Below are 24,163 nucleotides of genomic sequence, written 5' to 3' on the forward strand. Positions count from 1 at the left end.
GCGTTTATCCCACCAGGACCGGAATCATTTCAAACAGCTGGCGGGTGTAATCAAGCAAGTGCCGCAGCATCCACGGGCCGGTTATCCCCAACACCGCCACCAGCACCACCAGCTTTGGGATAAAGCTCAGAGTCATATCCTGAATTTGTGTCGCCGCCTGAAACATACCGATCAACAGGCCGGCCGCCAGAGCTGCCAGCAACAATGGCGCCGCCAACAGCACGGTGATATTCATGCTCTGGCGGCCCAATTCAATAACCGTATCGGGGTTCATAGGCACCTCACCGGAAGAAACTGGCTGCCAGCGAACCCATAATCAGGCTCCAGCCATCTACCAAGACAAACAACATGATTTTGAAAGGCAGCGAAATCATCATCGGCGACAACATCATCATCCCCATCGACATCAGCACGCTGGCCACCACCAGGTCGATAACCACGAAGGGAATGAACACGAGGAAGCCAATTTGAAACGCCGTTTTTAGCTCGCTGGTTAAGAACGCGGCCATCAACACGGTGAAGGGCACATCCTCGGGCTGCTGATACGCCTCATGGCCGGCAATCGCAGCAAAGCGTGCGATGTCATCTTCACGCGTCTGGCTGAGCATGAATTCGCGAAATGGCGCAAAGCCCTGTGTGACCGCTTCCTGAAAGGGCATTTCTTCAGCGATATAAGGGCCAATCGCCTGGGTATAGGCGACTTCGCCCACTGGATACATGATGAACAGGGTAAGAAACAGCGCGAGACTAAGCAGCACTTGGTTAGACGGCGTTTGTCCGGTGCCCAGCGCCTGACGCAAAATCGACAACACGATCATGATGCGAGTAAACGCCGTCATTCCCAGTAATAGCGCCGGCAGCATGGTCAGCGCCGTCATTATCGCCAGCAACTGCAGCGACACGCTGTACTCCTGCCCGCCTGCAGCATTGGGCGTGCTATTCACCGCCGACAGAGACAGGGGGTCTGACGCCATGGACAGCGAGGGGATTGTCAGAGCAAAGAGGAATAACAGAGGCTTAAGGCGCATGGCTGAAACCCTCGCGCAGGTGGCCCGCTTTTTCTTTGAGCAGCGCGGCGAAGTCCTTGCTTTTCTCCGCATCCGGCAGCTCCGCCGTCGGCCAGCTGTGCAAGGTTTGCATTGAGGAGGGCGTACATCCCACCAGCAAACTCTGATCGCCAACCTGCACAACCAACAGCTTTTCCTTCACCCCAAGGGGGATTTGCGACACTACAGCAATACCACTTAGCTTGGGCGCCTGTGCGGCGCGCAAACGGCGCAAAAACCACATCCCTGCTATTAGCAAGGCCGCCATCAACATCAGGCTGCCCAGCAACCCAATCACGTCTTCACCGCCGGCAATGGGCAAATTTACCGCGGCAGGCGCCTGGGCCTCCTCAGCCCAAACCGGCGTTGCGAGCGCGACGGGAAGCAGGAGGGCGCGGATCATGACGCAGCCTCCTCCTCATCATCCTGCCCGAGCACCTCAGTCAGCATGATGCCAAATTTCTCTTTGACGACGACGATCTCACCACGCGCCACCAGAGTGCCATTTACCAGCACGTCCAAGGGTGTACCAGCGGCCCGATCCAGTTCGATAATCGCGCCTTGATTGAGCGCTTTGATATCCCGAATGCTCATGCGCGTTCGGCCAACTTCCACCGATACATCCACATTGACGTCGAGGATTTTGTCCAGATTCAAATCGTTTGCCATAGTCCTTTCCTACCCTTCCTGCATCGGTTTTTTGGCGCTGGCAGAACCTGTAATCTGCACGGCCAGTTGACCTTGGTGACTGCCAAAATGCCCTTTCAATAGCGCCTGCCCGGCCACACAGAGCAACACATCCTCCGCACTGACCAACGGGATCACATCGCCTTTCTTAAGGTTTGCAACACGCTGGAGGCTCAGCTGCGTTTTGGGAAGCTGGGCAACCAGCTCAACCGGCGCCTCCTCCACCCGCTGCGAGAGACGGCTGCGCCACTCTTCACTGGCGGGCTTCTTGCCTGTGGATGCGCCGCTGTCTGCCAGGCTGTCGCGCACGGCATCAATGGCGCTCCAGGGCACCACCGACCACAACCCGCCGGTAAATTCGCCAATGGCGACCTCAAATCGCGTCGCGACCAGTGAGTCCGCTTCGTTAAAGCCTTCAAGCAAGCGTGGGTCGGTACACTGGCTGGATACGGCGGGCGCAGACGTCATCACCGACTTCCACGCCATCGCGATATCCGGCAGCAATGCGCCGACCAGAATTTCCATAAAGCTTATTTCGGATGTGGAAAACTGCTCCCGCGCGGCATCGGCTTCGCCGCCATGACCGCCGAAATAGCGATCCACCAGGTTAAAGACCAGCTCCGATTCAAAGGCAATCAACAAGTCGCTGCTGAGCGGCATACCCGAGATTAAGGAAATGCTGCAGGGCGCTGGTAGCGTGTTTTGCAGCTCGTCGAATTTCATCACCGTTATGCGATCGGTGCGAATACTCTCAACGCTGCTCACAAACTCGCGCACACGCTCAACCGCAGCGTTGCCAAATTGGGATTGAATAAGCGACAAGGTCGGGATCAAGCGCTGAACGGCGTAATCCTGTCGCGCGAGGTTGTATTTACCGTCGTCGCTCGCCTTTGGCTCTTCGTCCATCAGCGCTTCGAGTTCTTCCGGGTCCAGTACACCGCTCATGGCAGCGCCCTCACTGCATCACAAATTTGGTGAAATACACATCTTCAATGCCGCCCTTGCCGGTTTCCGCTTCGAGCACACTGTTGATGGTCGCCACCGTCTTAGCCTGTATTTCCTTGCGGCCTTCGAGGCTGTTAATCATTTCCTTCGTCAAACTGCTGAACATCATGATGAGTTCGTGGCGAATGCGAACTTCGTAGTCCTCCAGTTTAGAGATCACTTCTTCATCGCGGCTCATGACCTCAACGTCTACTTGCAGAAAGCGCGTAGACCGCTCATTAAAGAGATTGACCACAAATGAGGGTGACAAGCTGTGAATGATCGGCGCCTTGACGGCCGGCGCGGCAGCTCCGGCCTCCGCAGCAGGTTCATTACTGCCGCGCACCACAAACCACGTTCCCCCTGCGGTTGCCGCCAGCAGCACAACGACCAAGCCAATCAATACGAATTTGTTTTTAAACATTGCGTTTTGCCCTTCTCTCTCACCCGGTGAGGTGCCAAAAAACCAACGAACTCATGTCGCGTAGAGAGAAATTGCAAAGGCTATGCCAGATATTTTTTTACTTTTATTTCAGAAGGTTAAGAACAATTCAGGCCCTCGCGCCAAGAATTTGGCAGGCCAACGGCCGCCCATTGGCAGCAAGTGAAGAGAAGGCGTTCAAAGAGATCGACGCATGTCTACACCTGAGTGGTGGCGACAGGAGTGAGAAGATTAGCCAGCGCTAGCATTCACTACGCCGGGGTGAGCTAAGGCGGGATTAACTATACCGGTATTAGCGATGCCGGTATTAGCTACGCATAGTCATCTACCGCCGAATCCCCTCGTGGAGCCCTTTTAGGCGCGCTGTCTTCTCGGCTGGCCTCTGGCTCACTAGCGGGTTCCGCATCACCGGAGAAATGCACCACACCGCGCTGAGCGCGGTCAGAAAACTGCTGGCTTTGCTGCTGTTGCTGTGCGTCGGCCCAGGCTGATTGATGGCTCACCTTGACCTCTTCCAGACGCATGCCCTGTTGCTCCATCGCCTGGCTTAACCGCGGCATCAAACGTTCGATCAACTCGCTGGTTTCGCTGTGCTGAGCTTGGAACTGCACCGACGCCTTGTCACCCTGCATACTCAACTGCACGTGAATGCCTCCCAGCTCTTCCGGGTTCAGGCGCAGCTGTGCGGTCTGCGTTCCCGTACTGCCCATCCACTGTATGCGCGATGCCACCGCTTGGCTCCATGCAGGGTCGTCAATGGGGTTTTGACTAATGGTGAACTGCACCGCTGCCCGATCAGCTGGCGGCGCAGGTCGAATCGTTAGCTGTCGCGTCAGATCTGCAAACTCCAGGCTGTCGGAACCCGCATCGACATTCGCTATCTCAATGGCCGACGGCGCGCTCGCGATACGCGGCGCCACTGGCGCATTCACCAAAGGCGCCGACGCCATTGACGCTGCGGCATGTTGAGCAGCCGGATCCGCGGCTATCGCAACACTGGGTATTTGCGGTTTGGCCTGCAATGCACTGGTCGACGGGCTAACCGGCGTACGGGGCGAGATACTTGCTGCATCGACCACCTGCGCCTCTGTATTTTGCGTAACAGGACGCTGGCTGCGGATCGCTTCAGCCACCGCGCCGAAAGAGGATAACTGCGGCGGTGGCACGCTGCTGCTCTGCGGCAAGGCTTGGCCGATTAGCGGCAATGGCTGGCCGCCCTCGCCACTGTCTGCCTTCAGTAAATCAGATGACTGAACTAGTTCATCCTGAGGGTTCGGCAGCTCGGCCTCATCACCCGCCAATCGCGCCAACGCCTGGGCGGACAAATGGTCGAAACTAATCCCCGTAATCGGCGCGCCAGGAGCTTGCTGCGCGGCTAGTAAATCGCTGAAAGCCGCTAGCGGCGAGGCATCGCCGTCGGCCAGAGGCAGGCCCTCCAGATCCGGCGATGTCCCCGGTGCAGATGGGGTAAGTGATGCAAAAATGGCCTGTACAGTATTCATAGTTTCATCCCATTTTGTCCGATAGCCCTGCGCGGAAACGTCCCGCACGGCGTCGACACAGCGATAACGGCGGCTGCCAAGTTATCGTCACTGAGTGGATTACAGCAATTGATGTGCCAATGCGGGCTCTGGGTATACCGCGCACAATGGGTACGCAAAGTGATTGGCTTGCGTGAGTAACAAACCCCGAGCAGGAGATAGGATGGGGGATAATATTAAGGTTGACTGGCCCGTTCAGATTACGCGTGGCGCTGGCGCCACACGAAGCGTTGCGATGACAGCTCGTCACTCTCTCGCTGCTCGCGGGCATCTTGTTCTCGACGCTCAACCCGCTTATAACGCTCCAGCAGCTGTTCCATGCTCATACTGTGTTGGCGCGCGGTCATCCATTGTTTGCGTATATCGTCTAGCTGCGCGGCGCAGCGCGCCACCGTATCGCTCTGCTGGCGAATGGCCTGCGCCAGGCGGGAGAGAAACAAACGGCTTTCCTGGAGATGCTTAAGGTCACAGTGACGACTCTCCGTCGCGCGACGGTAATCATCGTAATACTGCTGCAGCTCGGTCAATTTATCTCGCTGTTGCTGATGTTGCTGTTGAACCGCGGCATAGCGCTGCGCCACTTCTTGCTCTTCGCGCTCGGCAAACTCGTGCACGGGCTTGAGGCGTTGTGACTTCTTGGCATGACTCATAGCGAACGTCCCCGGTTACCGGCGCAGAGCACTACTGAATGATAGTGTCCTGCACATTGCTGTCATCATTGAAGGTGACAATTTCAGCGAGTTTGTCGAGGGATTGGTCAAAGCTCTCCGACTCATCAAAATCCTGCTGCAAAAACGCCTGTATGCGTGACCACAGTGCTATTGCTTGATCGACTCGACTGTCGGTACCACGCTGGTAGGCACCAATGCTAATCAGGTCGCGATTTTGCTGGTAAAGCGAAATCAGCTGTCGCAGCTGACGCACCATCGACTGATGAGCCTTGTCGGTGATGTCGTTCATTGCGCGACTAACGGAACGCTCTACGTCAATCGCGGGAAAATGCCCCGCATCCGCCAGACTTCGAGACAGCACAATGTGTCCATCCAAAATCGCCCTAGCGGAGTCGACAATGGGGTCGTTTTGATCATCCCCTTCTGCCAACACGGTATAAAACGCCGTAATGGAACCACCACCTTCTCGACCATTACCGGCCCGTTCTACCAGGGCAGGCAAGCGAGCAAACACCGACGGTGGGTAGCCCTTTGTTGCCGGCGGCTCTCCGGTCGCCAGGGCAATTTCCCTCTGAGCTTGCGCGAAGCGCGTTAGCGAATCCATCAGTAATAACACCTGCTTACCTTGGTCGCGAAAGTGTTCGGCCACCGCACTGGCCAGCCAGGCTGCCCGCAAACGCATCAGTGGCGGGTGGTCGGCAGGTGTTGCGATCACCACCGCTTTGCGCATTTCATCGCCGCCGAGAATATTGTCGATAAAATCCTTTACTTCGCGCCCGCGCTCACCGATCAAGGCAACCACCACCACATCGGCATTGGTATAACGCGTCATCATTCCCAGCAGCACACTCTTACCCACACCACTACCGGCAAACAGGCCCAGTCGCTGCCCCTGCCCCACGGTAAGCATGGCGTTTATCGCTCGCACACCGACATCCAGGGGTTGGTGAATGGGGCGTCTGACCAGTGGATTGATTGGAGGAGAATTTAGCGGGCGCTGCTGTTCGCAGCGCAGCGGGCCGCGACCGTCCAGCGGTTCGCCAGCGCCGTCGATAACCCTGCCTAACAGGCCATCACCGACGGCGATGTTGGAGCTTTTACGAATCGGCCTCACCCGGGCATGGGGCATCACCCCGCGAAGTTCGCCCGTGGGCATTAGCAACAGATGGTCGCTGGCAAAGCCAACCACTTCGGTTTCCAGCCACTGGCCGTCGAGGGTCTCCACCTCACAATAGGCGCCGATGGCCGCCTTGCAGCCCTCGGCCTCTAACAAGGTGCCAACAATACGCCGCAACTGACCTTCAGCCCCGGGTTCGGTGTCTTCAATGTGATGTAAGCGCTCGCGTAAGCCACGCAGTTGCGAGGCCAGAGCGTGCTGCGTTTCGGCTTTAGTTTTGACCAGATTCATCAATGAGTACCTGCTCCAGCAAGGCCTGCAAGCGCTTATCTGTGCGCTGATCCACCTGCGAGGTTCGGCTTTTGATCACGCAGCCGCCGCGACGAATATCAGCATCTTCGCTAATGTCCCAAGCAGGTGCGAGTGGCTCGGCAACTGCCGCATGGTCTCTGAGCAACTGCGCATCGGTGGGGTGCAGTTGCAGCTGAATATGCCCCTCTGCCGAGGGCAGCATGGCAACGGCGCGCTCTACCGCCAGGGTTACCATCTCGGGATTAGCGTCGATCTCTTTCACAATCAGCGCCTGCGCCAACTCCTGGGCCAGCAATATGACCTCTTGTTGCACCTCGCCCTCTAGCCAGGTCTGCGCCTCGCGCAGCGCCGCCATTGCCAACTGCAGTTGTTGGCTCTGTTCAGCGAGCAGCGTACGCGCTTCGGCTTCACCCTTGGCAAAGCCTTCCTGTCGCGCTTGCTCGCGCAGCGTGGCCAACTCGTCAACGACCTCATCGGCGAGCGCCGCTGGCGCGTCAGTCGCTGGGGCCGGCCTACTGCGATTGCCGGCGCCACCCTGCATTTCAGGTAGCTGCCAACTGTTGGCCGGTCGCGTCGCCTGGTCGACTAGCGGCTCTGCCACCGGCGTCTCGACGTCTCTTGGAATAAATTGCTGGAAGTCCGCTGTCACCGTTCCGCCTCAGCCTGTCGCTGCTTAAATGTAGTCATCACCACCGCGACCCAAATCAATTTGACCGCTATCAGCCAGGCTGCGTGCAATCGTGAGAATCTCTTTTTGGGCCTGCTCAACCTCGCTAATTTTTATTGGCCCGCGCGCTTCCATATCGTCAACCAACATCTCTCTCGCGCGCTTGGACATATTGCGCAGAATTTTTTCGCGCACTTCTTCTGAAGCACCTTTTAAGGCAATAGGCAGCAAATCAGAAGACACTTCACGGAGTAACTGCTGCATGCCCTTATCACTGATGTTAATCAGGTTGCTAAAGACAAACATCAGGTCTTGAATCTTTGCCGACAACTCCTGATTATTTTTTGCAACACTATCGAGAATGCGTGTCTCGGCGTCGCTGTCCAAACCGTTGATAATACCTGCCGCCGCGGCAGCGCCGTTGACATCACGACTCTTTAACTTGGCCGTTACTGACAACTTTTTCTTCAGTACATTTTGCAGCTGGGTCATTGCCGCATCGGGAATCGTTTTCATATTCGCGACGCGATACACCACGTCGTTTTGTACCGCCTCGGGAAACTGCGCCAATACTTTTCCTGCTTGCTCCTGCTCCAGATGAGCGAGGGTAATGGCAATCATTTGCGGGTGTTCGTCTTTCAGCATTTGCATCAGTGCTTCAGGCTCAACCCAGCGCAGTTCATCCATTTCAGTGCCAGCCTCGTCGCCGAGTACGCGCTTGGCCAAACTGCCGCCTTTTTGCTCACCCAGGGCGTTGGTGAACATCTTGCGGACATAGGACTGAACGCCAACCGCGAGTGAGTTTTCAGAGGCCGCACTCTCGTGAAAGTTTTTAACTACCTCCACCGCTCGCTGGTTATCAACACGTTTGATATTTGCCATGGCCGAGCCGATACGCTCGACATCATCAGGCGAGATATGTTGCAGCACCTTGGCCGCATAATTCTCGCCCATCATCAGCAATAACAACGCGGCCTTTTCACAGCCGGGAATTGCTGGCGCCGCCGTCGCGCCACTGGCATTTGCATTAGCCATTGTCTTCAGTCACCCATCTGTTAACGACCTGCGCCACGCGGCGCGGATCTTCTTCAACCATTCCACGAACATCGCCTAATTGCTGTTCAAAGCTAATACCTTGGGGGTAGCCCCCAGCGTTCGGAGCCCCAAGAGCGGCCACCGGCTGCTGTTGCAGCTCGCCGCTTAATCCCGGTTCATCCGTGGACGCCACCGGCGCAGGTGCCTTGTGTTGCAATAAGGTTTTAACGCTGGGCCGCAGCACCGCAAACACGATAAATAGCAGGGCAATGCCTACCAATACTTGCCGCACCAGATTGGCAAACCAGGGCTGTTCCCAGATCGCCGGACCCGTGACCTCTTCATCAAAGCTTACGGTTTCACGAAAATCCGCCGCCATCACCGTCACCCGGTCGCCGCGCTGCTCTTCAAAGCCCACTGCGTCTTTCACCAACAATGTCATACGTTCTAATTCTGGGTTCGTCATGGGCTCCACAACGACTTCCCCGGCCTCGTTCACGCGGCGGTGATTGTCCACTAGCACCGCTACCGAGAGTTTCTTCAAGCTACCGCTGGGGCTACTGCTATGGGCCAGTACCCGTTCGATTTCGTAGTTGCGAATTACCGAGCGATTACCCGCGTCAGCATTCGCTTGATCGCCGCCCTCACCCTCAACGCCCGCTGGCGGCGGTTGATTCGACAAGGCACCTGGCACGCCACGTCCCTGAGCTGCGCCGCCATTAAGCTGTTCGTTAATTTGCTCACTGCGTACCACCTGCCGGTCGGGGTTCCAGCTTTCCCGGCTCTCCTGCTCACTACTAAAATCCACGTCCGCGGCCACGGTTACCCGAACCCGGCCGGACCCGGCGATGGGGCGAATCAAATCCGCGATCCGCTCTTCGTACGCCTGCTCAATGCGGCGGCGATAGGTGAACTGCCGGTCACTCAATTCCAGTTGGTCATCATCACGGCTACTCTCATTGAGCTGCTGTCCCAACTGATCCACTACGGTGACATCTTCAGCATTCAAACCGCCGATGCTACTCGCCACCAAATTGATAATGGCGGAAACATTGCGCTTAGAGACTTCGCTGCCGGGATACACATCCAACATAATCGATGCGCTCGGCGCTTTGCGGTCACGCACAAATACCGACTGTTTGGGGATCGCCAAATGCACCCTTGCCCTGCGCACCTGTTGCAGGCTCTCTATCGTGCTAGCAAGCTCCTGCTCCAGCGCATAGTGGTATTTTTTTGACTGCATAAATTCGCTAACGCCAAAGCCCTGCTCCTTCTCCAGCATGGCCATACCACTTCCGTCTTTACCCAGGCCTTGTCCCGCCAGACGGATTCTCGCATCGTAAATTTGTTCTGCTGGAACCATTATTGCGCCGGTCGAATCCTGAATACGATAAGGAATTCCCGCCACATTCAATGCATCAACGACCGACGATGCGCGCTCTGGCGGCAGCGACGAATACAGGGCGCGATAGTCACCGCTTTGCGACCACAGTACCGCCGCGACACCCAGCGCAACACTGGCGGCGATGCCAACCAGGATCAGCAGCTGGCGCAGCACGTCGTTCTTGGCGGCGCTTTGCAACACACTGTTAACCGAAATGCTTTGCGAATCAGCCATGGTATAAACCCTTTGTTACACGCAGCACACTCGTTGTCACATTGACATCCTCATCACTTCTTTATAGGCGTCAACGACCTTATTACGCACTTCCACCGCGGCCTTAAACGAGACTTGGGCTTTCTGCATATTCACCATCACCTCGGTGATGCTGACATTCGGGTCGCCGCGCTCAAACGCCGTTGCCAACTGGCTGGCATTTGCCTGAGTTTGGTTAATCCCTTGAAGTGACTGTTGTAACATCTGCGAAAAATCGACCTTCGGTGCCGCATCGATGCGCCCCGGATCCCGCACATCGGCGGCACCTGGCATCGCGCTTTGCTCGCGCAGTGCACGTATCTGGTTGAGGATAGAGTCAACTTTCATTCCGTCTGACATGACAACGCTCCGTTAACCTGGCAGGCATTGCTGCTCGCGCAGCCTGGCCAGTTTGTAGCGCAAGGTGCGCGGGCTAATACCGAGGATTTCGGCCGCTTCTTTCTTTGAACGCCCCTGGCGCAGGGCATCGCTAATTCTCTGGCGCTCTTGATCTCGCATAAAACCGTCCAGCGGCGCGCTGGTACTGCCAGTCGTCGCAGTGGAAAACAGCTGCATTCCCTGCTCAAACTGGATATCTCTGTCGCCAATACGGTGGTCTTGGCGCAAAATCAGCGCGCGCTGAATAACGTTGTCGAGCTCGCGAACATTACCTGGCCACGCGTAGCTAAGCAGCTTTTCGCGGGCATCGTGAGTGAGCACCGACTGCGCGCTGTCGATAGACTCATCGCGTTCGAGAAAGTGTTCGGCCAGCGGCAGGATATCCTCCCGTCGCTCACACAGAGCGGGCAGGCAAAGGGGGAAGACATTCAAGCGGTAAAAGAGGTCTTCGCGAAACTCGCCAGCCAATACGGCCTCGCGCAAATCCCTGTTGGTCGTCGCGATAACGCGCACGTCCAGGTTCATACTGCGCCGGCTACCCAAGCGCTCAATTTCCTTTTCCTGTAGCACGCGTAATAACTTCGCCTGCAAGCCAATATCCATTTCGGAAATTTCATCCAACAGCAGTGTTCCGCCCTGGGCTTGTTCAAACTTGCCCGCGTGGCTGCTTATCGCCCCGGTGAACGCGCCCTTCTCATAACCAAACAGCATGGCCTCGAGCATGTTCTCGGGAATTGCGGCGCAGTTCACCGCAACAAAGGGGCCCTGTGCACGGCGCGATTGCGCATGTATGTAGCGGGCATAAACTTCCTTGCCGACGCCGCTCTGCCCACAAATCAATACAGTGGCATCGGTCCTGGCAACACGCGTCGCCAGATCACGAACAGCAATTGATGCGAGGTCTTTGGCGATTAACTGTTTCATTTCGCTTCCCCCTGTTCAATGCGACGATGCTGAGCACTACCAACGCCGGGCAAGGTGGCATGGCAATGCTCCAGAAATACACGCGTTGACGCGAACTCCCGCATACACGCCTCAATCGCGAGGGACTCTGTCGCAGGAGAAGCTGAGGAACCAAAAGTGTGTATTACTGCCATTTTACTGCCCTATCGTTTAACTCAAGGGAGACAATGCAACAGCCATACCAACAATTTTTTATTATTAATTTCAATCAGTTATAGAATTAAATCACTAAGTTGACAATATTTTGGCAGGGTAAAAATAGGCGCAGCGACAAGCGTATGGCAGGCGCAAAAAAAAGCGACCAACCTACAACGTTAGACGCAATTCTTCCAATACCACCATCAGCTGAATTGACGTAAAGAGGGTGCGATGGGGAAGTAACAAGAAGAGTTTTCAAGCGTTAAGCTTTGAAGTGACAAGCTATGACCTGTTGCCCGGGAAACGTAGACGCCCTGCCGAGAGAGCCGCCTACTGGCTAATACCCATTTTCTTCATTTTTTCTGCCAGCGTCGTGCGCTGCAATCCTAATAACTGCGCAGCGCGAGTAATCACGCCTTGCTCACGCTCGAGCGCTTGATTAATGAAGGCCTGTTCTAATTCCTGAAGATGATGCTTCAGATCAATACCTTCCTCAGGAAGCGTTGTGCCAGCGTTAGCGGTGAGCGCATCGTCGCCTTCGCGCTGAAGCAATAGCTCCATTAGCGCGTCTTGATCTTCACGCTCATTGACTGGCTGATCGCCATCATCGTCAACCAATTCAAAGCGGTACTTGGCGGGCAGGTCATTAACGCCTAGACGTTTCCCGCCATGGGTGATGGCCAAGCGCTCCACCAAATTTTCTAATTCGCGCACATTGCCGGGCCAGTTATAACGTTGCAGGGCACGCAATGCACTGGCCGAAAAACTGGGCGGTTTCATACCGCGCTCAGTCAAGCGGTCAGCGAAATTTTTTGTCAGCATTTCAATGTCTTCTGGGTGCTGACGCAAAGAGGGAACTTCTATAGGGAAAACATCAAGCCGGAAAAACAAGTCTTGGCGGAAGCTGCCCTCTTCGACCATGGACTCCAAATTGCGGTGGGTCGCAGCGAGAATACGTACATTGCACTTGCGCGTTTCATTGCTACCAACACGCTCGTAACAGCGCTCCTGCAAAACGCGAAGCAGCTTCACCTGCATCGGCAAGCTCATATCGCCAATTTCATCCAGGAATAAGGTCCCGCCCTCCGCCATTTCAAAACGGCCCTGACGATTAGCTACCGCGCCGGTAAAGGCACCCTTTTCATGGCCGAAGAGTTCGCTCTCAAGCAAGTCAGCGGGGATGGCGCCGCAGTTCACCGGAATAAAGGCCTTACCCGCGCGATCTGAACACTCGTGGATTTTGCGAGCAACCACTTCCTTACCGCTGCCGGATTCACCGCGAATCAACACTAAGGTGTCGAACTCCGCGACCTGTTTAATAAGAATATCCAGCGCCCGCATAATGCGAGACTGTGCTGGCCCGCTACCCCCGATTTGTTCTGCTTGTGATGCCATAAGGATCTTCACTAGAACTCGTTATTGTAGATGTAGCCGGAAAATCTCCGAAAACACCACTTACTACACCTGTTAGCCCACACTATCTCGGTGCAGTCTAGCGTTGCTAAGGCGACATGATGCGAGACCACTGATGGCCTGTTAATACGTATTAGCTCTAGGTTAGTAGAAATACTGATTACGCAGCGTCGCAGCCTCTATCTAAAACGGACAAGAAGACGCATAAAAGGGAACACCAGCCTCGCTAGCAGTTAGAAAGGTAACGACCCACGTTTTGCGCTTGCCGGCGCTGCTCTAGCTGTTTGTTACTCAGGGTGTTGCGCTTGCTCGCCAACGCCCTACTGACGCGATCATCAATCGTCAAAATACCTTGTATCACTTGGGCGACCAGCGGCGCTTCTTCAGCACTACATTCCTGAGTAAAGAAGGCCTCCATCGCGCGACGCCTATCGCGCTGCCGGCTAAGCGCATCGTTCCACTCACCCTGCTCGGCCAAACGCCCGATCTCCTCCGTCATCAGCAGCAACTCACGCAGCTGCTGATGACGAGGGCTTAACAAATCCGCAGCGCGGAGTGTGTCTATATCCGCAGGCACAGCCATCTATACTACCGCCTCGCTTGACGAATAGTCTTTGCTGTCACGCGCGGGGTCAGGAATCGCATCCCAGGCCTCTTTTAACTCGCGGAGCAAGCCTGAGACTTCATCCAAGGCCTCTGTATCGTTTTTGACGTTGGCCAACAGCAGGCGACGATTCATGTAGTCATATAGACCCTCGAGGTTTTCGCTCAATGTACTGTCTACACTGTGGTCGAGACTTAAACGCAAGCCGTCGATAATCGACATGGTTCGGCTAATGCTGTTTGCCTTAAGCGAAATTTCTCCCCGCTGTATTTGCCCCCGCGCCAGCGCAAGTCTGTCTAACGCGCCGTCCATCAGTAACTGAATAAGCCGATGAGGGCTGGCCGCCTCAACCTGGCTGTGTGTGCCAACACTGGCATAAGCTTGACTAACCCGACCTGCTGAATAGCTCATTTTTTATCCTCTTGCCTTGCTTGCCGATGATCTATCTAAGTTATCGGCATATCACGACGGCGCTTTAGGGTGTTTTGCTAAAAGCCGCCCTCGGAATCTACCTATGCTAGCTTTCCTTTCTCACGCTGCCCGGCAAGTTTGCTAACTGCTGGTTTAAAAAGTCTCCGGTGCTGGTCAATTGCCCCAGCAAGCTATCCAGCGCCGTAAACTGTTTGAAGTAGCGCTCCTCCACCGAGGCAATGCGGCGATCAAGCGCTTCTCGCTGATCGTTAATCCGTTCAATTTGGCCACTCAGGCCCTCTGTACGAACATCTAAGATACCGCCGCCCTGAGTGTAGCGCTCGAGAGTGTCATCTAAGCGATTTGCATAGCCGTCGTCGTTGGCAAAAAGATTTTGAATCGCCGAGAAATTGCTACTGATGACGTCGCCGAGCTCATCACTGTCAATCTCCAGCAGTGAGTTGTCACCCGTGGTAATGCCGATTTGCGCCAGAGAGTTGATATCGCCGCTGACACTGCCAACGTTTAAGCCGATTTCACTGCGCAGCCGTGTGGCGATCTCCCGCGTGGTCGAATCACCTTGCAAAAGACCGGCGGTATTGGCCTCAGGGTCATAGGCTGTCAGGTCATTCAGTGTGGTGTTTAGATTATTGTAGGCTTTGACGAAGCCCTCTACCGCCCGCTTAACCGCGTTGGTGTCGAGGCTGACGTCTACATTAATTTTTTCGCCGGGGCGCGCTTCGCTGAGATTGAAAGTGACCCCTTCAATCATGCCCGCAACGGTGAGATCTGAACTGGTTTGCGTAAACCCGTCGACCTCAATGATGGAATCCAGTGCGGCAACCTTTTCGATCATGGGGTTGCTGCCGGCATTGGGGTCGTAGCTCAACTGACTGAGGTCACCGGTATCAGCAAGATCGGTAGTCACACTTACCGCAATGGCATTTTCCACGCCACTGTTATCACTGGTTAAGACCAACTGCGCGCCATTTTCATCATTTACAATACTTGCCGATACGCCAACATTGTCCTCGGCATCATTAATCGCCGCGCGAATGGCTTCTAGCGAGTCACTGCCGCTTTCAACATCGACGCTGAAGCTTTCACCGTTAACGGTGATGCTGAGCGTGCCGGTGCCGACGCTGGTCTGGGCGTCGGCATAAGGGGCGGAAGCAATCTTATTTCTGGTGGCAAGTTGCTCGACACTTACTTCATAGCTGCCGGCCGCAGCGGTATCGTCCACGGAAACGCTAAAGGGGCTATCCGAGGGGAGTGAGGAGGAACGCTGATTATAGGTGTCGACATTCTGCAGCTTAGTCAGGCTGCTTTGAAATGCTTCCAGGGAGGATTTCAGTGTGCCAAAAGCAGAAAGCTGCGCCTGAATACGCGCTTCCTTTGACGCCAGCCGATTCGCTTGCGGCGCGCGCTCTGCCTCTACCAATTGCGAGACAATGCTGTTGATATCTAAACCGGAGCCCGCCCCGGATACGGTGAGCGACGCCATGTCACCTCCTGCCATGCGGCTTCGGCGATTTGCACCGAAGCTCGCGCTGTTTGTTGTGCCCTTGGCGGCGCCAATACCCCACACCACCGAGACGCGTTACTAAAGCAAAGCAAGCTTCGCGCCATAAGCCAGGTTCTAGGCCTCGTCGTTAATTAAACTGCCAGTACCTTCAATAAACGTACGCGTGATATTTAACAGCTCTTCCGGCGGAATCTGCCGAATCACCTCACCCGATTCTGCATGAATGACCTTTAAAATGGTTCTACCGGTTACTTCATCGATAGAGAACTCAAGGTCTCGCTCGCGATCACGCATGATCTCATTGAGCTTATCCAGGGCCTGTTCGGTGCGCTCGATACGCTCTGCTGGGTCAAACTCTGCAACGAGTGCCTTCGCTATTCTGCTCAGCTCTTCGCCTTCTTTACTATCCGGATTTGCCGAAGTCACCGCGCGCGGCACCGCCGAGGGCGGCAAACTTTGTCCGTTAGCAGGTAAGCCTCTGCCGCTGTCTGGGCGCTTTGCCACCCCGTCAGTGAGGGGGCTAACCACACTGCGAACACTTGCTAGATTCAGACTGGTATCCATATGCATTCACCTTTTCAGCCCGTCACCGATTTTGCGAAGCACATAAAGGGCCTTGCGGCCCTTATTCGAAATACATCACCCGGTGCGGGGCCAAATTACCCGCTCATCCGAGCGGGCGGTTTGCGACTTACTGGAGCAGACTCAGGGCTGCCTGGGGCAGTGAGTTTGCCTGAGCAAGGATCGCAGTGCCGGCCTGCTGGAGGATCTGCGCCTTGGTCAAGTTAGCCGTTTCAGCAGCGAAGTCTGCATCCAGAATCCGGCCGCGTGACGCTGACAGGTTCTCAGAGATCGTCTGCAGGTTGGTAATGGTGGATTCAAAGCGGTTCTGCACTGCACCAAAGGTGCTGCGCAGATCACTTACCGAGGTCAGTGCCGCATCCACACGCTGGATGGTGTTTTCAGAGTTCGCGACCGACGTCACACTCACCGAGCTCAGGGTCGTTGAGTCCACTGCAATGTCGAAAGTGGCATCCGCGGCGTTCAAGCCCAAGCGCTCCGTTTCGCCCGTTACCTGAATCGCTTCAGAAGCCGACAAGGTGATGTTACCGCTGATCACACTAGTGGTATCGCCCGCTGCGGCGTAGGTGTCGTTCGCACCGTCGTTTGCAACCACTGTCGCATCGGTAATACCCTGCTGAGTGGTGTTACCGGTGGTATTCTGATTGATGGTGATATTGCGGCCATCGTCAGCGCTCAGGGTTAACACACCGCCGGTGAAGCTTGCGCGTACGCCCGTATCATCCGCCTGGAGGTTAATGGCATCGGCCACATTGGTGCCTGAGATATTACCCGTAGGCACGCTACCGTCGTAGATGTTGACGCCATTGATGTTCAACTCGTAACCCGAGTCAGAACCGGCAGCAGTGATGGTAGTGAAGTCCAAATCCACCGAAGTAGACGCCGTCGCAGTCAGCCCAGTAACCCCGGCAGAGTTGATAGCCTGTACTTTAGAGTAGGCACTGTTGGCTTCGCGGCCAGCACCAGTAGAGGAAAGGTCTTCACTCGCGCCGACGGAGATCGCTGTACCGCCACCCACTGAGATACTGGTTCCGCCTTCAGTAAGGGCGGCAGACGTATCCACCAGCAATGTTTGGGCATTGGTTGTGCTGGTTGCGATTTGGCCGATCTGGTTTGAGCGCACACCGGTGTTAAGGCTCACCGAAATAGTTTCCCCTACGTTGGCACCCACCTGGAAGCTGGCATTGCCGAAGCTACCGTCGAGGATCTTTTGACCATTGAAGGCAGTTTGACCACCGATGCGGTCGATCTCAGCCAAGCGCTGCTGTACTTCTGCATCCAGTGCCGCGCGGTCTGAAGACGAGTAAGTTGAGTTGGCAGCCTGAACGGCCAGCTCACGAATTCGCTGCAAGTTGTTGGTGATCTCATCCAGCGCGGCCTCACCGGTTTGCGCGAGTGAGATACCGTCGTTAGCGTTACGCACTGCCTGGTTCAGGCCGTTGATCTGCGTAGTGAAGCGCGTGCTGATCGCCAGGCCGGCTGCATCGTCTTTTGCGCTGTTGATACGCAGGCCAGTCGAGAGGCGCTGCAATGAGGTACTGAGTGATTCCTGTGAGCGCGACAGGTTTCTCTGGGCGTTCAACGAGGCAACATTTGTATTGATGCTAAGGGCCATGATGACTCTCCTTCCACTTTATTTCGGTAAAGACGCTAGTCTTTAATCTTGCCCAGCCGCAGTGACTGCGCGTTGCTTTCAGCCTATATAACGGCGCTGGCGTGGCGAACTTTATGGTTTTTTTTGCTCTCTACGGGTAATTACGTAGTAAAGGAAGGAGAAGCTAGGTAGGGCTACGTAGTCAGCCAACGGCGGGGCTTACCGCCATTGGCCTTTTCCAAAATTTAGGAGGGCGCTAGACCTTAAAGGTAGTTAAACAATGACAATCCCTGAACTTTCGCAAAGGCTTGCTGAGCCGCCTGCAAACCGAGGCGCTGTTGCTCAAACCGCGATACCGCCTCGGCGTAGTCCAGGTCATTAATCACACTCAGGTTTTGTTGAACCTGCAGGTTCACGCTTTCATTCACCTCGCGCTGCCGATCCAGCGCCTGCATTCTGGCACCGCTGTCCGCCTGCTTAGCGATAAGGTGGTCGAGGGCTTGGTCAATGTTCGCCAGGGCACCGTTTATTGACGAGGTTTGCAGTGCGCGACTGGCGCTGCCACTGCGCGGCTCGGCAAGCGTTTGCGCTAAATTGGCAACCATTGAGAACACATCTTCGGCCTCACTGGCACGCAATGAGAAGCTGTCTCCCACCGCTGGCTCACCCTGAATACTCACCGTCATACCCGCAACATCGATACTATCGCCACTGCGGTAGCTGGCCGTTGCGATAACTGCAGCGGAGCTGTCACGCAACTCATATTGATCTGGCGAGATAAAAACAATATCGATGGCATCGCCGTTATACAGCTGCTGATCGCTGACGGCACCCGCATCGATCACCGCTTGGCCCGTATTCGAAGCCCCGGCAATAGCCTGAAAACGGCCATTGCCATTGGCAATACCGGTGAATAGCTCCGAGCCCGGGCTGGTATCTGCCAGCTGGCGGTTCGCCCCAACCTGAAGTAAACGCTGGCCGTCATCGCCATTGTAACGAAAGCCGTTTACATCTCGGCTAAACGCCTGGGTGTCCTGCTGATAGCCGGAAAAGATATAGCGGCCGTCGCTGTCGCGGGTATTGGCCAACGCCAACAAGCTGTCGACTTGTTGTTCTAATTCTCGAGCAATGGCCATTCGCGAATCATTGTCCTGGCTGGCGTTATTCGCCTGCAGGGCCAGGGTGCGCACCCGCTGCATAATTTCAACGCTCTCCGCCAAGGTGGACTCTTCCATGCGCAGCCGGTTGTCCAAGATCACTGCATTGCGCTGAAACTGCTCGCTACGGTCCAGCGATCGACTGAGTTCCAGGCTGCGTACGGCACCCACTGGGTCGTCGGCGGGCGACAGGCGTTTCTCCCCGGTCGCGAGCTGGGTTTGGGTATCAAGCAGCTTGCTCTGCTGTTCGAGCATCGCACTCAAGCCGCCGGCATAAATTTGCGCTGTGGAAATTCTCACCCTACTCCCCCACTAGCGAAACGAGCTAATCAGGCTCTGGAATAATTGATTGGCGATACTCGTTGCCTGAGCAGCCGCCTGATAAGCCTGCTGATATTTCAACAAGTTGGCCGCCTCCTCATCGAGGTTGACGCCGGAGATGGCTTCGACATTTTCGCGGGTCTGACGAAGCAGATTTTCCTGTGAGTCGCGGTTCAGCTCCGCGCTGCGCGTGGCCACCGCGATATCACCAACTAAGCCGCTCACCGCGTTTTGCACACTGCTGGCACCGCCGTCTAGCAGCTTGCTGTCTTCCACGGCGGCCATGGCAAGCATGTTTCGGTTGTCGCCGCTCGCCCCGCTGTTGGCCTCAATGTAAAAACGATCACCCGCGATGGGGCTACCGGTAATCGCCACGGCATTGCCGTTGACGACAATCTCTGCGCCGGGGCTGTAACTAAAACTGCCGCTGCCATTAATTTGGTAGGTATTCGCATCCAAAAACTCAATGGCAACGGACGCCGACAAGTTTGGATTACTGGCATCGACAATACGCGTTTCGGTAATTTGCGCTGCGCCGGTATTGGCGCCGTCAGCGCCGCTGCGCGTTGGCGCCGCTGCCGCCAGCTGCGCCGGGTTACTCATTATCACTGCCACCTGCCCGGCGGCATCAGCGGTCGGCGTCACCAAAAAGCGATCCCCCGCCGCCGCGGGGGCGTCCAAGGTCAGCGACACGCCATCAATCAGAAAGGGGTCGGCTGCCGTGCCGCTGCCACTCCAGGCAGAAATTTGTTGGCCATTAGCCGCATTTTGAAATGACCAGGCTGCGCCATCAAACTGCACCAACAGGTTTCGGCCGTCTAAGGCTGAGATATCTTCAATCGTTGCCGAGAGTTGGGCGCTACTCGCATTGCCCGTGGCAGCGATTGCTGACGGACTCAATGTATTAAAGATATCCGCGCCCAGATTGCCGTCCAGATCCAAGCCCTGGCTATTTTGCTGATTGAGCGAGGTTGTTAGCGCTGTTGCAATGCGCCCCAGTTCATTTTTTGTTGAATCCAGCAGACCGTCCCGAAAGCTCAGCGACGCGCCGAGACTGCCGCCTGAAAGCACCTCACTGATCGGCGACTGTGGACTCGATGCCATCGCCAGCTCTAGCCGATCTGAACCAAAAGGGCTGCGAGTGGTGGTCATTGACCGAGCCTCTTCGCCGAGCACCAACGATTGGCCGTTGCCAATAAATACATTGGTTGCGCCGTCATCCTGCTGCACCGTCTTGATGGAGACGAGATCATTCAAGCGCTGTAAGGCCAAATCGCGCTGGTCGAGCAGGTCGTTGGGTGCGGCGCCAAACTTTCCTTGCGCTTCGACAACCAAGCCATTGATGTCGGCCAGTTCCTGAGCGAGGTCATTAATATCGTTTACATCGCTCTGAATACGCGCATTGACCTCTTTGCTCAACCCCTCTAATTGCGCCGAAAATTCAGCGAATCGACCACCGAGGCTCTCAGCTTCAGACAACAATAATTGCCGCGAGGGAATTGACGCAGGGTCGTCAGCAAGATTCTGCACACTATTATAAAAGCGCGATAGCGCAGCGCTGATCCCCAGTTCCGGATCGGACAGACTGTTATCCAGTTGCGTTGCTAGTTGGTAGAAGTTATCGAGCTGGCTAAATGCGCCGCTGGCGTTGCGCATTTGCACGTTGGCAAACTCATCGTACACGCGGCGTACATCGCTCACCTTCACACCGGAGCCAATAGACAGGTCACCCGATTGCTGGGGGATTCGCGTCGCAAAATCTACCCGCTGGCGGCTGTAGCCCTCTGTGTCGGCATTGGCAATATTGTGGCTCGTGGTCGCCAGCGCCCGCTGATATGACACCAGGGCAGATAGCGCATTACCCAACATATCTGCCATGTTAAATTCCTCGTTTCACTGCCAAGTTATCGACCGTTAGCGGCGACACTTGAGCGGCTTTCGTTAACACCTGCTGACGAAGTTGCGCGCCCTGCTCCGTTAACGCTGCGGCAGGTGCGACACCACTGCCACTAAGCTGCTGAGCAATGGCATCGGCCAAACCAATGCCGCCCTGCTCTGAGAGCGTGACGGAAAGCTGTTTGTCGTGCATTTCCTGGTAGAGCTCACCGCCATTACTGTCGAAGAGCCCACCCTCGGGTACGGCGTCGCGCATGCTTTTTAGCATCATTTGCAAAAACAGGGCTTCAAACTGGCGAGCTACTGGCGCAATTGCCTGTTCACTGTCGGCTTGCGCCTCGCTGCGCAGCGCGGCCAGGCCCGAGAAGTCGTGGTAATTACCCGCCTTTGAAATATCCATTTAAATCACCAGCAACTCGGCGCGCAGCGCGCCAGCCTGATTCAGTGCTTCGAGAATCGCCACCAAGTCTCCGGGAGCCGCGCCGACCTGATTGATCGCCTTAACAATTTCTTCCAGTGTGACGCCGGCATCGAGCAAGAACATTCGCGAGCCACTTTCTGCGACATCGATACTGGAGCGCCCGGCCGCAACGGTTTGACCATCGGCAAAGGCATTGGGCTGACTGATATCGACCCGCTCGGTCACCGACACGGTGAGCGAGCCATGCGTCACTGCCGTGGGCATCACCCGTACATTGCCACCAATAACGATGGTACCGGTGCGGGAATTCACCACTACGCGGGCGCGGGCTTCGGCGGGGTCGACCTCAAGCTCTTCAAGCATGGAGATAAATGTTACGCGGCGGTCAGCACTGGAGGGGCCGAGTACTTTGACCGTCGCCGAATCCATTGCACTGGCCGTACCGGCGCCAAAAAACTCATTAATTTTTTCCGACAGACGACGCGCAGTGGTGAAGTCCGGCGTTTTTAAATTCAGCATGACCTCACCATTGCTGGCCATTTGGCTTGGCGCAGGACGTTCGACAATCGCGCCGTTAGGGATGCGCCCAGCACTGGGGATGTTCACTGTCACGCGGGAGCCGTCATTGCCTTCAACCCCTAGCCCACTGACCAACAAGCTGCCTTGGGCGACGGCATACACCTGGCCGTCGGCGCCCATCATCGGCGCCATCAGCAAACTGCCCCCGCGCAGGCTGGCGGCGTTGCCGATCGACGACACCGTCACATCGATGGTCTGCCCCGGCTTGGCAAAGGCAGGAAGATTGGCGTGAATGGTTACCGCCGCGACATTTTTCAGCTGCGGGTTCACATTGTCTGGAACGCGCACGCCAAAGCCGGTCAACATATTGCGAATGCTTTGTATGGTAAACGGCGCCTGACTGGTCTGGTCTCCGGTGCCGCTTAAGCCCACTACCAAGCCGTAGCCTACAAGTTGGTTTTCACGCACACCGGCCACATTGACCAAGTCTTTCACGCGGTCAGCTGATGCGGGTATCGCCAGCATGAAAAGCACGACTGCTATCAGGCGTGGAAATAGAGACGGGCGGTGGTTATTCATCGTTCTCACCCTCAAAATGGTGACAGCACTGACTGGAACAAACGCCCCAGCCAGCCCATGGAATTCGCATCGGCCAGCGCTCCTTTGCCGCTGTAGGTAATGCGTGCGTCGGCAACTTTGAACGAAGGCACCGAATTGTCGGCGGCAATGTCTTCGGGGCGAACAATGCCCTGAATGCGGATAAACTCATCGCCTTGATTGATGGTTACCCACTTCTCACCGCGCACCCGCAGACTGCCATTGCGCAACACCTGTGACACGGTAACGGTGATACTGCCGGTCAGGCTGTTGCTCTGGCTGCTGCTGCCCTGCCCGGCAAAATCCTGGTCACTGGACACGCCGGTGGACAGCACTGGCGTGCCGTTATGAGTCACCCCTCTGCCGAGTAGCGTCACAGTGGGTACCGAGATATTGCTCTCTTTAGCCGTCGCCGTGTTGGACTGCTTACTGGCATCCGTCTTCTCGGACAAAATGACGGTGATGACATCCCCTACCTGCCTGGCGCGGCGATCCAAAAACAGGCTCATGCCATAGCCTGCTTGGTAGATCGAACCGGGATTTTCGCTGTTGCTGTATTGCTGCTCCGGCAACTGTGACTCCCACACCTGTTCGTCGCGCTCTGGTGCTTGGGCGCAGGCCGTGAGCAAAGCCACAGCGGCGATCAGAAAGAGGCGGAAGTAGCGTGATAGGTTCATGGCATTGCCCACTTACAGGTTGTTATTCACGTACTGCATCATTTGGTCGCTGGTGGAAATCGCTTTGGAGTTCATCTCATAAGCGCGCTGGGTCTCGATCATATTCACCAGCTCTTCCACCACATTCACATTGGAGCCTTCCAGCGCCCCTTGCGCCAGCGTGCCCAAACCGCTCAGGCCGGGCGTGCCAGTTTGCGGCGCGCCGCTGGAGGCCGATTCCAGATACAGGTTTTCACCGCGCGCTTCTAAGCCAGCCGGATTGATAAAGTCGGCCAACTGTATGCTGCCCAATTGCACCGGCGCGGAATCACCGGCGATCATCGCGCTGACAACCCCATCGGTGCCGACGGTAATGCTGCGCGTATTGGCAGGTACCGTGATACCCGGCTCAACGATGTAGCCGCTGTTGGTAACGATCTGCCCTTGATCGTCCAATTGGAATGAACCATCGCGGGTGTAAGACAGGCTGCCATCTGGCATCCGCACCTGGAAAAAGCCGTTGCCATTGACCGCTAAATCCAGGTTGTTATTGGTTTGCGTCATGGTGCCTTGGTTAAAAATTTTCTCAGTCGACACCACCCGAACCCCCGTACCGACCTGCATACCGCTGGGCAGACGAGTTTGCTGGGAAGATTGCCCACCCACCTGACGGTAGTTTTGATAGAGCAGGTCTTCAAAAGACGCGCGGTCGCGCTTGAACCCAGTGGTATTGGCGTTCGCCAGGTTGTTACTGACCACCTGCATGCGCGTGTTCTGCGCATCGAGACCGGTTTTGGCTACCCACAATGATGAATTCATAAACTTATCC

Annotated in this window: 26 protein-coding genes and 1 pseudogene; all 27 read right to left on the reverse strand. The window is 55.8% G+C overall.

Annotation, left to right across the window (positions count from 1 at the left end; genetic code table 11):
• Window positions 1–4 precede the first annotated feature (4 nt).
• The 27 genes and pseudogenes from fliQ to flgG all read right to left on the reverse strand — a co-directional run bounded on the left by fliQ (window position 5) and on the right by flgG (window position 24,153).
• On the reverse strand, window positions 5–274 hold the full coding sequence (gene fliQ, locus H573_RS0102410; RefSeq protein ID WP_027872870.1) for a flagellar biosynthesis protein FliQ: 270 nt from the start codon (window positions 272–274) through the stop codon (window positions 5–7).
• Between the two features lie 7 nt (window positions 275–281).
• Window positions 282–1,028 (reverse strand): flagellar type III secretion system pore protein FliP, encoded by a 747-nt coding sequence (gene fliP / locus H573_RS0102415; RefSeq protein ID WP_036255473.1) that lies wholly within the window; start codon window positions 1,026–1,028, stop codon window positions 282–284.
• Window positions 1,018–1,449, reverse strand: coding sequence for a flagellar biosynthetic protein FliO (fliO, locus tag H573_RS18775; protein WP_051170886.1), 432 nt, complete (start codon window positions 1,447–1,449; stop codon window positions 1,018–1,020). The genes fliP and fliO overlap by 11 nt, the downstream gene beginning before the upstream one ends.
• The gene (gene fliN / locus H573_RS16750) at window positions 1,446–1,715 is read right to left on the reverse strand and encodes a flagellar motor switch protein FliN (protein ID WP_051170889.1); all 270 of its coding nucleotides are present in this window, start codon (window positions 1,713–1,715) and stop codon (window positions 1,446–1,448) included. Before fliN ends, fliO begins: the two co-directional genes overlap by 4 nt.
• A gap of 9 nt (window positions 1,716–1,724) precedes the next feature.
• On the reverse strand, window positions 1,725–2,678 hold the full coding sequence (locus H573_RS0102430) for a flagellar motor switch protein FliM (RefSeq protein ID WP_027872872.1): 954 nt from the start codon (window positions 2,676–2,678) through the stop codon (window positions 1,725–1,727).
• A 10-nt stretch (window positions 2,679–2,688) separates the two neighbouring features.
• Window positions 2,689–3,141 (reverse strand): flagellar basal body-associated FliL family protein, encoded by a 453-nt coding sequence (locus H573_RS16755; protein WP_051170891.1) that lies wholly within the window; start codon window positions 3,139–3,141, stop codon window positions 2,689–2,691.
• Window positions 3,142–3,470: 329 nt separating this feature from the next.
• Window positions 3,471–4,661 carry a flagellar hook-length control protein FliK gene (locus H573_RS0102440; protein ID WP_027872873.1) on the reverse strand — a complete coding sequence of 397 codons (1,191 nt, stop codon included), beginning with the start codon at window positions 4,659–4,661 and terminating at the stop codon, window positions 3,471–3,473.
• 239 nt (window positions 4,662–4,900) lie between these two features.
• A complete protein-coding gene (gene fliJ / locus H573_RS0102445) occupies window positions 4,901–5,350 on the reverse strand; it encodes a flagellar export protein FliJ (RefSeq protein ID WP_027872874.1) in 450 nt (149 codons plus the stop codon).
• A gap of 31 nt (window positions 5,351–5,381) precedes the next feature.
• A complete protein-coding gene (gene fliI, locus H573_RS0102450) occupies window positions 5,382–6,779 on the reverse strand; it encodes a flagellar protein export ATPase FliI (protein ID WP_084497875.1) in 1,398 nt (465 codons plus the stop codon).
• The gene (locus tag H573_RS0102455; RefSeq protein WP_027872876.1) at window positions 6,760–7,449 is read right to left on the reverse strand and encodes a FliH/SctL family protein; all 690 of its coding nucleotides are present in this window, start codon (window positions 7,447–7,449) and stop codon (window positions 6,760–6,762) included. The genes fliI and H573_RS0102455 overlap by 20 nt, the downstream gene beginning before the upstream one ends.
• Before the next feature lie 24 nt (window positions 7,450–7,473).
• Window positions 7,474–8,502, reverse strand: coding sequence for a flagellar motor switch protein FliG (gene fliG / locus H573_RS0102460; protein ID WP_051170892.1), 1,029 nt, complete (start codon window positions 8,500–8,502; stop codon window positions 7,474–7,476).
• The gene (gene fliF, locus H573_RS0102465) at window positions 8,495–10,120 is read right to left on the reverse strand and encodes a flagellar basal-body MS-ring/collar protein FliF (protein WP_027872878.1); all 1,626 of its coding nucleotides are present in this window, start codon (window positions 10,118–10,120) and stop codon (window positions 8,495–8,497) included. Before fliF ends, fliG begins: the two co-directional genes overlap by 8 nt.
• A 36-nt stretch (window positions 10,121–10,156) precedes the next feature.
• Window positions 10,157–10,498: a flagellar hook-basal body complex protein FliE gene (fliE, locus tag H573_RS0102470; protein ID WP_027872879.1), complete on the reverse strand. Its 342-nt coding sequence runs from the start codon at window positions 10,496–10,498 to the stop codon at window positions 10,157–10,159.
• Window positions 10,499–10,510: 12 nt separating this feature from the next.
• Window positions 10,511–11,449: pseudogene (locus tag H573_RS16760) on the reverse strand (sigma-54 interaction domain-containing protein); the annotation flags it as partial.
• Window positions 11,450–11,457: 8 nt separating this feature from the next.
• On the reverse strand, window positions 11,458–11,634 hold the full coding sequence (locus tag H573_RS19470; protein ID WP_154653818.1) for a hypothetical protein: 177 nt from the start codon (window positions 11,632–11,634) through the stop codon (window positions 11,458–11,460).
• Between the two features lie 334 nt (window positions 11,635–11,968).
• On the reverse strand, window positions 11,969–13,033 hold the full coding sequence (locus tag H573_RS16765; protein ID WP_051170896.1) for a sigma-54 interaction domain-containing protein: 1,065 nt from the start codon (window positions 13,031–13,033) through the stop codon (window positions 11,969–11,971).
• 244 nt (window positions 13,034–13,277) lie between these two features.
• Complete coding sequence (gene fliT / locus H573_RS0102485) at window positions 13,278–13,634, reverse strand: flagellar protein FliT (protein ID WP_027872880.1); 357 nt, start codon at window positions 13,632–13,634, stop codon at window positions 13,278–13,280.
• Window positions 13,635–14,066 carry a flagellar export chaperone FliS gene (gene fliS, locus H573_RS0102490; protein ID WP_027872881.1) on the reverse strand — a complete coding sequence of 144 codons (432 nt, stop codon included), beginning with the start codon at window positions 14,064–14,066 and terminating at the stop codon, window positions 13,635–13,637.
• A 106-nt stretch (window positions 14,067–14,172) separates the two neighbouring features.
• Window positions 14,173–15,570 (reverse strand): flagellar filament capping protein FliD, encoded by a 1,398-nt coding sequence (fliD, locus tag H573_RS0102495; protein ID WP_036255643.1) that lies wholly within the window; start codon window positions 15,568–15,570, stop codon window positions 14,173–14,175.
• A 135-nt stretch (window positions 15,571–15,705) separates the two neighbouring features.
• A complete protein-coding gene (locus H573_RS0102500; RefSeq protein ID WP_051170898.1) occupies window positions 15,706–16,155 on the reverse strand; it encodes a flagellar protein FlaG in 450 nt (149 codons plus the stop codon).
• 127 nt (window positions 16,156–16,282) lie between these two features.
• The gene (locus H573_RS0102505) at window positions 16,283–17,788 is read right to left on the reverse strand and encodes a flagellin N-terminal helical domain-containing protein (protein ID WP_027872884.1); all 1,506 of its coding nucleotides are present in this window, start codon (window positions 17,786–17,788) and stop codon (window positions 16,283–16,285) included.
• 242 nt (window positions 17,789–18,030) lie between these two features.
• Entirely contained in the window at window positions 18,031–19,224 is a 1,194-nt protein-coding gene (flgL, locus tag H573_RS0102510) for a flagellar hook-associated protein FlgL (RefSeq protein ID WP_027872885.1), read from the reverse strand.
• A gap of 12 nt (window positions 19,225–19,236) precedes the next feature.
• The gene (gene flgK / locus H573_RS0102515) at window positions 19,237–21,123 is read right to left on the reverse strand and encodes a flagellar hook-associated protein FlgK (protein ID WP_027872886.1); all 1,887 of its coding nucleotides are present in this window, start codon (window positions 21,121–21,123) and stop codon (window positions 19,237–19,239) included.
• Between the two features lies 1 nt (window position 21,124).
• Window positions 21,125–21,541, reverse strand: coding sequence for a rod-binding protein (locus H573_RS16770; RefSeq protein WP_051170900.1), 417 nt, complete (start codon window positions 21,539–21,541; stop codon window positions 21,125–21,127).
• A complete protein-coding gene (locus H573_RS0102525; RefSeq protein WP_027872887.1) occupies window positions 21,542–22,660 on the reverse strand; it encodes a flagellar basal body P-ring protein FlgI in 1,119 nt (372 codons plus the stop codon). It lies immediately after the preceding gene.
• An 11-nt stretch (window positions 22,661–22,671) separates the two neighbouring features.
• The gene (gene flgH / locus H573_RS0102530) at window positions 22,672–23,355 is read right to left on the reverse strand and encodes a flagellar basal body L-ring protein FlgH (protein ID WP_036255647.1); all 684 of its coding nucleotides are present in this window, start codon (window positions 23,353–23,355) and stop codon (window positions 22,672–22,674) included.
• Window positions 23,356–23,367: 12 nt separating this feature from the next.
• The gene (flgG, locus tag H573_RS0102535; RefSeq protein WP_027872889.1) at window positions 23,368–24,153 is read right to left on the reverse strand and encodes a flagellar basal-body rod protein FlgG; all 786 of its coding nucleotides are present in this window, start codon (window positions 24,151–24,153) and stop codon (window positions 23,368–23,370) included.
• Window positions 24,154–24,163 lie beyond the last annotated feature (10 nt).

Origin of the sequence: Neomelitea salexigens DSM 19753 (assembly GCF_000422345.1) — a bacterium.
Classification (GTDB): Bacteria; Pseudomonadota; Gammaproteobacteria; order Pseudomonadales; family Spongiibacteraceae; genus Spongiibacter; species Spongiibacter marinus_A.

Excerpts from the sequence above, each read along its gene's own strand:
- H573_RS16755 (WP_051170891.1), bottom strand. The coding sequence starts at position 3,141 with ATGTTTAAAAACAAATTCGTATTGATTGGCTTGGTCGTTGTGCTGCTG.
- fliJ (WP_027872874.1), bottom strand. The coding sequence starts at position 5,350 with ATGAGTCATGCCAAGAAGTCACAACGCCTCAAGCCCGTGCACGAGTTT.
- H573_RS0102505 (WP_027872884.1), bottom strand. The coding sequence starts at position 17,788 with ATGGCCCTTAGCATCAATACAAATGTTGCCTCGTTGAACGCCCAGAGA.
- H573_RS19470 (WP_154653818.1), bottom strand. The coding sequence starts at position 11,634 with ATGGCAGTAATACACACTTTTGGTTCCTCAGCTTCTCCTGCGACAGAG.
- H573_RS0102500 (WP_051170898.1), bottom strand. The coding sequence starts at position 16,155 with ATGGATACCAGTCTGAATCTAGCAAGTGTTCGCAGTGTGGTTAGCCCC.
- H573_RS0102440 (WP_027872873.1), bottom strand. The coding sequence starts at position 4,661 with ATGAATACTGTACAGGCCATTTTTGCATCACTTACCCCATCTGCACCG.
- fliP (WP_036255473.1), bottom strand. The coding sequence starts at position 1,028 with ATGCGCCTTAAGCCTCTGTTATTCCTCTTTGCTCTGACAATCCCCTCG.
- fliS (WP_027872881.1), bottom strand. The coding sequence starts at position 14,066 with ATGAGCTATTCAGCAGGTCGGGTTAGTCAAGCTTATGCCAGTGTTGGC.
- fliQ (WP_027872870.1), bottom strand. The coding sequence starts at position 274 with ATGAACCCCGATACGGTTATTGAATTGGGCCGCCAGAGCATGAATATC.
- H573_RS16770 (WP_051170900.1), bottom strand. The coding sequence starts at position 21,541 with ATGGATATTTCAAAGGCGGGTAATTACCACGACTTCTCGGGCCTGGCC.
- fliF (WP_027872878.1), bottom strand. The coding sequence starts at position 10,120 with ATGGCTGATTCGCAAAGCATTTCGGTTAACAGTGTGTTGCAAAGCGCC.
- H573_RS16765 (WP_051170896.1), bottom strand. The coding sequence starts at position 13,033 with ATGGCATCACAAGCAGAACAAATCGGGGGTAGCGGGCCAGCACAGTCT.
- fliG (WP_051170892.1), bottom strand. The coding sequence starts at position 8,502 with ATGGCTAATGCAAATGCCAGTGGCGCGACGGCGGCGCCAGCAATTCCC.
- fliN (WP_051170889.1), bottom strand. The coding sequence starts at position 1,715 with ATGGCAAACGATTTGAATCTGGACAAAATCCTCGACGTCAATGTGGAT.
- H573_RS0102430 (WP_027872872.1), bottom strand. The coding sequence starts at position 2,678 with ATGAGCGGTGTACTGGACCCGGAAGAACTCGAAGCGCTGATGGACGAA.
- flgK (WP_027872886.1), bottom strand. The coding sequence starts at position 21,123 with ATGGCAGATATGTTGGGTAATGCGCTATCTGCCCTGGTGTCATATCAG.
- fliT (WP_027872880.1), bottom strand. The coding sequence starts at position 13,634 with ATGGCTGTGCCTGCGGATATAGACACACTCCGCGCTGCGGATTTGTTA.
- flgG (WP_027872889.1), bottom strand. The coding sequence starts at position 24,153 with ATGAATTCATCATTGTGGGTAGCCAAAACCGGTCTCGATGCGCAGAAC.
- fliI (WP_084497875.1), bottom strand. The coding sequence starts at position 6,779 with ATGAATCTGGTCAAAACTAAAGCCGAAACGCAGCACGCTCTGGCCTCG.
- fliE (WP_027872879.1), bottom strand. The coding sequence starts at position 10,498 with ATGTCAGACGGAATGAAAGTTGACTCTATCCTCAACCAGATACGTGCA.
- flgH (WP_036255647.1), bottom strand. The coding sequence starts at position 23,355 with ATGAACCTATCACGCTACTTCCGCCTCTTTCTGATCGCCGCTGTGGCT.
- fliD (WP_036255643.1), bottom strand. The coding sequence starts at position 15,570 with ATGGCGTCGCTCACCGTATCCGGGGCGGGCTCCGGTTTAGATATCAAC.
- fliO (WP_051170886.1), bottom strand. The coding sequence starts at position 1,449 with ATGATCCGCGCCCTCCTGCTTCCCGTCGCGCTCGCAACGCCGGTTTGG.
- H573_RS0102525 (WP_027872887.1), bottom strand. The coding sequence starts at position 22,660 with ATGAATAACCACCGCCCGTCTCTATTTCCACGCCTGATAGCAGTCGTG.